Below are 8800 nucleotides of genomic sequence, written 5' to 3'. Positions count from 1 at the left end.
CCTTGCCCCTTGCCCCTTAATCCCCCGGCGTGGTGGCCTTCCTCGCCGCAACCCGCTGGCGGGCGGCCTCGATCATGGCCTTGCGAGGATCCTCGCCAGCCGCGTCCGGTGACGGTTTGGCAGCAAGCGCCGCTTTCTGCCGACGCAGCCGGGCCTGGCGCTCGCGTTCCTGCCGCTCCAGTCGCGCCTGCTTGGCTTCGTGACGGGCGCGGGCCTGTTCGGCTTTGCGTTTTTCCTGCTCGCGCACGTACACCTCGGTCTTGGCATAACGGTAATACTGGACCAGTGGGATATGGCTCGGGCAAACCTGGGCGCAGCAGCCGCACTCGATGCAGTCGAACAGGTTGTAGTCCTGGACCCGGTCGAGATCCTTGGCGCGGGCATGCCAATATAACTGTTGCGGCAACAACTTGGCCGGGCAGACATCGGCGCAGCGACCGCAGCGGATGCAGGCCAGCGCGGGGCCGGGATCGGGGCTCTCGGCGGCGGTCAGGGCCAGCAGACAGTTGGTTCCCTTGGTCAGGGGAGCTTCGGGATGACTCAGCGCGAAGCCCATCATGGGTCCGCCGCAAATCAGTTTGCGAGGCGTTTCGCAGTAGCCGCCGCAGTGCGCGATCAATTCGCTGGCGGGCGTGCCGATGAGAACCTCCAGGTTGCGCGGGGCGGTGATGGCCCGACCCGTCACGGTGACGATCCGCGAGATCAGCGGGCGTCCTTCCAGCACCGCGTCGGCAACCGCCGCCGCCGAGGCGACGTTCTGGCAGACCATCCCGATGTGCGCCGGAAGTCCCTGGGTCGGTACCTCGCGGCCGGTCAGGATGCGGATGAGCTGCTTCTCGCCGCCGCTCGGATAAAGCGTGGGGATGGGGACGACCTCGGTGGCGTCGCGCAGATCCGTTTCGGAGAGGGCGTCGCGCAGGGCCGCGATGGCCTCCGGTTTGTTGTCCTCGATCCCGATCAGCACCCGCGCGGCTCCGAGCAGATGACGCATGATTCGCGCGCCCTCCAGGATCCGATGGCCATGCTCGCGCATCAGGCGGTCATCGCAGGTGATATATGGCTCGCACTCGGCGCCGTTGAGGATCAGGGTCTGGATCTCGCGGTCGGTTCCGGGGCTGAGCTTGACGTGGGTCGGGAAGGTCGCGCCGCCCATGCCGACCACGCCGGCCCAGCGGATGCGCTCGCGCACGATTTGCGGATCGAGCCGAGGGTAATCGGGCAGGGGAGGCGGAAGCTCGGCCCAGGTGTCCTCGCCATCGGTTTCGATCACCGCGCACAGGGCGGACAGACCCGAGGGATGCGCGACCGGACGTTCCTCGATCGCGATCAGGATGCCCGAACTCGACGCATGCACCGGGGCGCTGATATAGCCGTTGGCCTCGGCGATCGTCTGGCCCTTGAGCACCCGCTCGCCGACGCGCGCCAGTGGGCGCGCTGGGGCGCCAAGATGCTGCTGCAGCGGGATGACAAGAAACCGTGGCAGTGGCGCAAGCTCGATCGGCGCGGCATTCGACAGGGCTTTTTCGTCCGGGATATGAATGCCGCCATGGAAGGTCCAGAGCCGGCGGTTGGCGCCGAACCAAGGCACGGGGCGCAGGCGCGCGAGAGCCATCAGGCAGCCTCCCGCCGTTCGGGTTGTGCGTCGGACTCCGCATCGGGCGGCTCGCCGGGATAGGGCCAGCGCCAATGGGGGATATCCTCGGATACCGGAACCATGCGGATACAGTTCACCGGACAGGGCGGCAGGCAGAGTTCGCAGCCTGTGCACTCGGAGGCGAGGACGCCGTGCAACTGCTTGGCCGCGCCGATGATGGCGTCCACCGGACAGGTTTGGAGACAGAGCGTGCAGCCAATGCAGGATTGCGCATCGATGACCGCGACGGCCGGACGTTTCTTCCGGGTGTTGGGGGCGACCGCCTCGCGTCCGAGCAGATCCGCCAGCGCCAGCGTCGTTGCCTCGCCGCCGGGCAGGCAGAGATTCAGCTCGGCCTCGCCTCTGGCGATTGCCTCCGCGTAGGGGCGACAGCCGGGATAACCGCATTGTCCGCATTGGGTCTGGGGCAGCAGACTGTCGATCTGATCGGCGATGGGATCGCCCACGACCTGAAAACGGATCGCCGAGTATCCGAGCAAAACCCCGAACAGGACGGCAAGCGCGGCGATGGCCAGAATCGCGATCAGCATCTGGGGACGCGCCTCAGTGCGCGACCAGTCCGGCGAAGCCCATGAAGGCGAGCGACATCAGACCAGCGGTGATCAAGGCGATGGCGCTGCCCTGGAAGGGTTCGGGCACATCCGCGACGGCGACCCGCTCGCGGATTCCGGCGAATAGGGTCAGCACCAGCGAGAAGCCGACGGCCGCGCCGAATCCGGACAGGAGTGCCTCGACTAGGGTGTGTTCCGACTGCTGATTCAGCAGCGCGACGCCGAGCACGGCGCAGTTGGTTGTGATCAGCGGCAAAAAGATACCCAGCACCTGATAGAGCATCGGGCTGATCTTGCGCATGACCGTCTCGGTGAACTGGACCACGGCGGCAATCACGAGGATGAAGGCGATGGTGCGCAGATATTCGATGTCGAGCGGAACCAGCAGCCAGTGATTGACCAGCCAGGCAATGAGCGAGGAGAGGGTCATCACGAAGGTCGTCGCCAGCCCCATCCCGGTGGCGGTTTCCAGTTTCTTAGAGACGCCCATGAAGGGACAGAGACCAAGAAACTTGACCAGCACGAAATTGTTGACCAGGACGGTGCCGACCAGGATAAGCGCGTATTCAGTCATGCGGTATCGTCGATGCGGCGCGGTTTGAGCACAGGGTTGAGGCCAGTCGATCAGGATCTTTACGTGATTTCCAGGTATGGGCTTTTGCAAAAATCGCCTCAGGAGAATACGCCATGCACTTTCTTGCTACAACCGAGGTACGGTAGGGTTATCGATCTTGTGGTTTTACGTGATTGTTGCGGCTCGGCGCGAGTGTGGCGGGAGTCTGGGATCGCCGAGTTGTACTCGGCTCTCCGGCAGCGAAGCCAGCAGCCGAGTACGACTCGGCGATCCCAGGGGCGTGCGCTGCTGTAGCATTGTGCCTTCCAAAGAACCGCTGGCGGGCGTCCGTCCCTCCCGGTCCAGACCAGAGGCCCGTCATGCCTATCGAATCCGCCGACTCGAGACGCTTTCGGCGTCTGCGCTGGAGTATCTTCGCCATCCTGATCCTGGCCTATATGACGGTGTATTTTCACCGCATGGCGCCGGGCGTGGTGGCGGCGGATCTGATGGCAACCTTCCAGACCAGCGGGGCGGCGCTCGGCTCGCTGGCGGCCATGTATTACTACGTCTACACCGTCATGCAGATTCCCGCCGGGGTGCTGGCGGATACCCTGGGGACGCGCGTCGGGGTGGCGCTGGGCTGTCTGGTGGCGGGAGTTGGTTCGATCCTGTTCGGGGTCGCCGAGACCTTCGAGGCCGCCGCGACCGGCCGCTTTCTGGTCGGGCTCGGGGTCTCGGTGGTCTTTGTCGGACTCATGCGCTCCAACACCCAATGGTTCAGCGAACGCTCCTACGGCGCGATCAGCGGGCTGACGCTCCTGCTCGGCAATATCGGCTCCATTCTGGCCGCCGGTCCGCTGGCGGTCCTGCTCGGCGCCGCTTCCTGGCGCACGGTTTTTATCGGGATCGGCATCCTGTCCATGGTCATCGCCCTGCTGACCGCACTCTTTGTGCGCAGCCGGCCGGCAGATGCGGGTCTGCCCTCGGTGCGCGAACTGGAAGGTCTGCCGGCCCATCCCGCGCGCCACCGTCACTGGTTGCACGATCTGCGCGGCGTCTTTGCCACCCGCGCGGTTTGGCCCAACTTCTTCATGATGTTCGGGATTGCCGGTAGCCTCTTCGCCTTCGCCGGACTCTGGGGCGTGCCGCTGATGCGCGACAGCTTTGGTCTGGCGCGCACCGAGGCGTCGCTCTATACCACCGCCGCCCTCACCGGATTCGCGCTTGGCTGCTTCGCGATGGGTTGGCTGTCGGACCATCTGGGGCGGCGAAAACCGGTTATCGTCGGGGCCAGCGGGCTCTCGGTGCTGGTCTGGCTGGCGCTGATTCTCCTGCCCTGGGGGCCGGGTTGGAGCGGGTTGACGCTCTATGGGCTGCTCGGTCTCGCCGCTGGCGGCTTCGTGGTGGGCTATGCCGCGGCCAAAGAGGTGGTGCCGCCCGGCGTGGCGGGCATGGCCATTGCGTTGGTCAACACCGGGCTTTTTCTTGGGGCGGCGATTTTGCAGCCGGCTTTCGGCTGGATGCTGGATCTCACCTGGGACGGCGCGCTGGTCGATGGTGTTCGTCAATACGCCCTGAGCGATTATCGCCACGGCCTGTGGCTCTCCAGCGGTTTCGCCTTGCTGGGACTGGCGGCGGCGCTCTTCGTGCGCGAGACGCGCTGCCGGCATCAAGCATCCGCCTCCGAGGCAAGCGAAGCGCTTTCGCCTTCGCCTTCGCCTAAAGTCTCCACTGCTTTCAAACACTAATCGCTGATGAAGGATCGATCTGTTAACTTGGGTTTGACGTTATCGGGGATCGGATCGCTGATCGCCAAAGCCAGCGGTGGGTTTTACTGAAGGCAGTGGGAGGCTTGTTATTTGCCGATGCAGAAACTGGAGAAAATCCGCCCGAGAAGGTCATCGGAAGTGAATTGGCCGGTTATCTCTCCAAATACCTGCTGTGCCTGGAAAAGCTCTTCGGCAACCAATTCCGCGTCCCTTTTATTCATGAGATGCTGCAGCGCGACATCCAGAGATTGCATTCCTCGGCTCAACGCGTCGAGATGTCTGCGACGGGCAATGAAGGCACCCTCGGGAGTTGAGCCAAGACCAGCCATCGATTTCAGATGGCTTTTTAAAAGATCGATGCCGGCACCCGTTGCAGCAGAAAGAAAGATCTCCGTTCCCGATTTCGATTCCGTGAGTTGTGGATCAAGACCCAAGAGGTCAATTTTATTTCTGACATTCGTGATTGGGCAATCCAGTGTCAAGTCTTCGCAGCCTATTTGGCCGGCACCCTCGATCGAGTCATAAACCCAGAGCACCAGATCGGCCTTGACCATCTGTTCACGTGCCCGACGCACACCTTCCTGCTCGACGGGATCCATGGCTTGGCGAATCCCCGCGGTATCCACGATGCGAATTGGCAGTCCGTCGACTTGAATATCAAGCTTCAGAAGATCACGGGTAGTACCTGGTATCGGTGTAACAATCGCTGAATCCGCACAGGTCAATGCGTTGAGGATACTTGACTTACCGACATTCGGTAATCCTGCAATGACAACGACAAGCCCTTCCCGGATCATCTGCCCTTGATGGGCTTCTTTCATGACTTGCCTTGTCATTTCGATGAGCTTGTGAAGATCGCTCTCGACGGATTGTTCCGTGGCGAAATCGATGTCCTCGTCTGGGAAGTCAAGCGTTGCTTCAACCAACATCCGGAGCTGTACCAGATGCTCAATCAGCGTTTTGATCCGGCGCGAAAAAACGCCTTGCAAGCTCTGCCCGGCGAGACGCACGGCTAAGGCTGTCGAGCTTTCAATCATGTCGGCAACGGCCTCGGCCTGTGCGAGATCCAGTTTGCCGTTTAGATAGGCGCGTTCAGTGAATTCCCCGGGGCGCGCCACGCGCGCTCCAAGTTCAAGGCAACGACGCAATATCAAGTCCAGTACGACAGAGCCTCCGTGACCCTGTAGTTCCAGGACATCCTCGCCCGTAAACGATTTTGGTGCCTGAAAGAAGAGCGCGATCCCTTCGTCGATGAATCGCCCCTTGGCGTCCCTAAATACTGCGACGCTGGCGATACGTGGGGTGAGCATGCGTCCGACGATCGCGTTAGCAATTGACGCAACCAAGGGGCCGCTAACCCGAACGATACCAATTCCACCTTTGCCTGGCGGTGTGGCAACAGCGGCGATGGTCTCGGTATCGGAGATCATGCAATCAACAGGATGAGAAATTTACCGTTTACGTTTGGCCGCCGCCTTCTCGATATTGCGGGTGATATGCCATTGCTGCGCGATGGAGAGCAGGTTGTTGACAACCCAGTAGAGAACGAGTCCCGATGGGAAGAAAGCGAAGAACACGGTGAACACGAATGGCAGGCTCATCATGATCTTTGCCTGCATCGGATCCGGCGGCGGGGGATTCAATTTCTGCTGAATATACATGGAAACACCCATGATCAGCGGCAGCACAAAGTATGGATCAGGCGCGGAGAGATTATCGAGCCAGAGCATGAATGGCGCCTGGCGCATCTCGACGCTTTGGAGAAGAACCCAGTAGAGCGCGATAAAGACCGGAATCTGAATCAGGATCGGCAAACAGCCGCCAAGCGGATTGATTTTCTCGGTTTTATACATTTCCATCATGGCCTGATTCAGCCGCTGCTTGTCATCTCCGTAGCGATCCTTGAGTGCCTGCAGGCGTGGTGTCAGTTGGCGCATGTTCGCCATGGATTTGTAGCTGGTCTCGGACAGCTTGTAGAAAGCCAGCTTGATCAGAATAGTCAGGAAAATGATCGACCAGCCCCAGTTCCCCACCAGTGCATGAATCTTACTGAGCAGCCAGTAGATCGGCTGGGCAATGACGGTCAGCCAACCATAATCGACGGCCAACTCCAATCCAGGTGCAATGCTGGCAAGCGTGTCTTGAAGTTTTGGGCCAATGAATAGCTGGTTCTCGAATGCGTAGGTGGTTCCGGATGCGATGCTGACTGCGGATGATCGCTTACCGATGATGTACCGGGAGCCATCTAAGACTTTAGTATAAAAAGTTTCCTGCAAATTGCGTGGAGGTATCCATGCGACAAGGAAATAGTGCTGAATCATGGCAATCCACCCATCCATGACCAGTTGGTCAGGGTTTCCCTTGGCCATTACATCAAAGGTAATTTTCTTAAATTTACCGTCGGGGCTGTAGAAAACGCCACCCGTATAGTTATTGACGAACTTGGACTCGTTGGGATCGTTAAACTCTGTTCGTTGAAGCTGATTGTATTCCCAGGCCACGATGGAGGAGTCTGTGGCATTGTTCACGATTTGACTGGTCTTCACGACATAGCTTCCACGCGTGAACTGGTAGAGTTTCTTGACCTCTACACCTGTATCACTGCGCCAAACCAACACCACGTCAAGATGATCCTCGTTCGGTTCGAGCCGATAATCTGACTTTTCGCTTGCGAATAATCCTTCATGGGTCGGCAGCAAGGACGCGCGTTCATCAAGCAGCCCAGACTGGGCGATGAACATGTTTGGGGGAACCGGCTTCAGCAACTGAAGTTTTGCCTCGGGACTTTCGGGCGTCACCGCATAGTTCAATAACCATGCGCCGGTGATAGTGCCGCCACGCGGAGAAATCTCAACCTTCAGGAGATCGGTTTCCACCAGTATAGGAGATTGGTCTGACCGCATTGTCGCTTGGTCTATCGAGACGCCTGCGGTAACCGCTTCGGGTGTCGAGGGAACGTCGGGGACGTCTTGAGGCGTGTTCCGTAGCGTGGATGATCCCGCTTGAGCCTGCTCTTGCGTGACTGGAGAGGTTGCGGAACGCCCGTAGTCCTGCATCCAAGACTCATAAATCAAGAACAGCACTGCAGCAAGCGAAAAAAATAGAATCAATCGCTGGTTATCCATGAGTCGTGGTCTGCCTTTCGTGAGGGACTGGATCAATACCGCCCGCGTGCCATGGATGGCAGCGGGATAAGCGGCGTACGGCCAAATAGCTACCATGCGCGATGCCATGGCGCTCAATGGCTTCCACGGCATACTGGGAGCAGGTGGGATAAAAGCGGCAATGAGGTCCGATGAGCGGGCTAATCAGGTATTGATATACCTTGATCGTGCCGATCAAGATTCGATGCATAGCTGATTCCTGATGATGGCCCAAGCTTGCTCTAAGAGAGAAAAGAGCCGCTGGTTAGGTATCCTCGGAGCACCGTCCGAACAGAGGATGACGATATCTACCCCAGGGATCGATTGGCGATGCATCCGAAAACTCTCGCGCGCGATCCGCTTGAGCCGGTTTCTATCGACAGCGCGCCGCGCGCATTTCTTCGAAATAGCCAAGCCAAGCCGCGCACTGCTTAAGCCATTAGCACGATATAGGACGACGAATCCGATCTTTCCTGTTCGCGCAGGACGCGCAAATACACGCCTAAACTCTAAGGCGCTGCGAAGCCTGTTTTCGCGAGAAAAGCGACTGTCAAGAAAGCCGGATGAGCCTGCAGGGTTCTTCAGAACTTACGAAGACAGGCGTGCACGGCCCTTGGCGCGTCGGGCGCTCAGAACCTTGAGACCGTTACGTGTGGCACTGCGTGCACGATATCCATGGGTTCTCGCGCGTTTAAGGCGGCTCGGTTGAAAAGTGCGCTTCATTTGGCAGAAATCCTTAGAGAGTTAAGATTGAGCCAGGTTAATAAACCTAGCCTGAAAAGATCCGGAAATCTAAGCTGTTTTTGGTGCAAAGTCAATGCTGAGGGAGGATTTTTGCTGACGTATGGTTGTGGATAAGTATGTCGGAGACAGCTAGACTCACCGTTTAAGTTATCGTTTTTGTCATCGCTCGGATGGCCGCGCTAGAACAACAGCGCGCAAGTCTTGCTAACGGAGATGGTCCGTTACGTAGGCAGGCCATCCTGGCCTGCCCTCTAAGGCATCCCATTACACACAACTCCCCGTGTGCGGGTAAAATAGGTTTGAGCATTCACGTTCATTGGGGATCGCATGGGCTGGGCAGAAGACGAATTTCGCGGGATCGCTCTGGGCGACGCGCGCCGCGA

Annotated in this window: 9 protein-coding genes; 1 reads left to right on the top strand and 8 read right to left on the bottom strand. The window is 59.4% G+C overall.

Annotation, left to right across the window (positions count from 1 at the left end; all coding sequences use genetic code 11):
- Nucleotides 1-16: 16 nt before the first annotated feature.
- Genes rsxC through rsxA form a run of 3 tightly spaced genes read right to left on the bottom strand, consistent with a single transcriptional unit; the run spans nucleotide 17 to nucleotide 2779 of the window.
- Nucleotides 17-1612, bottom strand: coding sequence for an electron transport complex subunit RsxC (gene rsxC, locus CCR95_RS17580; protein ID WP_201096748.1), 1596 nt, complete (start codon nucleotides 1610-1612; stop codon nucleotides 17-19).
- Nucleotides 1612-2184: an electron transport complex subunit RsxB gene (gene rsxB, locus CCR95_RS17575; protein WP_201096746.1), complete on the bottom strand. Its 573-nt coding sequence runs from the start codon at nucleotides 2182-2184 to the stop codon at nucleotides 1612-1614. The genes rsxC and rsxB overlap by 1 nt, the downstream gene beginning before the upstream one ends.
- Nucleotides 2185-2197: 13 nt before the next feature.
- Nucleotides 2198-2779: an electron transport complex subunit RsxA gene (gene rsxA / locus CCR95_RS17570; RefSeq protein ID WP_201096744.1), complete on the bottom strand. Its 582-nt coding sequence runs from the start codon at nucleotides 2777-2779 to the stop codon at nucleotides 2198-2200.
- A 359-nt stretch (nucleotides 2780-3138) separates the two neighbouring features.
- On the opposite strand from rsxA, the gene CCR95_RS17565 reads away from it, so the two are divergent.
- Nucleotides 3139-4509, top strand: coding sequence for an MFS transporter (locus CCR95_RS17565; RefSeq protein ID WP_201096742.1), 1371 nt, complete (start codon nucleotides 3139-3141; stop codon nucleotides 4507-4509).
- A gap of 107 nt (nucleotides 4510-4616) precedes the next feature.
- Here CCR95_RS17565 and mnmE read toward each other — a convergent pair whose 3' ends face one another.
- The 5 genes from mnmE to rpmH are packed head-to-tail and all read right to left on the bottom strand — an operon-like array spanning nucleotide 4617 to nucleotide 8396.
- A complete protein-coding gene (gene mnmE, locus CCR95_RS17560) occupies nucleotides 4617-5960 on the bottom strand; it encodes a tRNA uridine-5-carboxymethylaminomethyl(34) synthesis GTPase MnmE (protein ID WP_201096740.1) in 1344 nt (447 codons plus the stop codon).
- Between the two features lie 21 nt (nucleotides 5961-5981).
- Nucleotides 5982-7655 (bottom strand): membrane protein insertase YidC, encoded by a 1674-nt coding sequence (gene yidC / locus CCR95_RS17555; RefSeq protein ID WP_201096738.1) that lies wholly within the window; start codon nucleotides 7653-7655, stop codon nucleotides 5982-5984.
- The gene (gene yidD, locus CCR95_RS17550) at nucleotides 7648-7884 is read right to left on the bottom strand and encodes a membrane protein insertion efficiency factor YidD (protein ID WP_201096735.1); all 237 of its coding nucleotides are present in this window, start codon (nucleotides 7882-7884) and stop codon (nucleotides 7648-7650) included. Before yidD ends, yidC begins: the two co-directional genes overlap by 8 nt.
- Entirely contained in the window at nucleotides 7869-8258 is a 390-nt protein-coding gene (gene rnpA, locus CCR95_RS17545) for a ribonuclease P protein component (protein WP_201096750.1), read from the bottom strand. The genes yidD and rnpA overlap by 16 nt, the downstream gene beginning before the upstream one ends.
- Before the next feature lie 3 nt (nucleotides 8259-8261).
- Entirely contained in the window at nucleotides 8262-8396 is a 135-nt protein-coding gene (gene rpmH / locus CCR95_RS17540) for a 50S ribosomal protein L34 (protein ID WP_201096733.1), read from the bottom strand.
- Between the last annotated feature and the right edge of the window lie 404 nt (nucleotides 8397-8800).

The organism is Thiocystis minor (genome assembly GCF_016653465.1).
GTDB classification, from domain to species: domain Bacteria; phylum Pseudomonadota; class Gammaproteobacteria; order Chromatiales; family Chromatiaceae; genus Chromatium; species Chromatium minus.
This window is presented reverse-complemented; position numbering and strand designations above follow the sequence as displayed.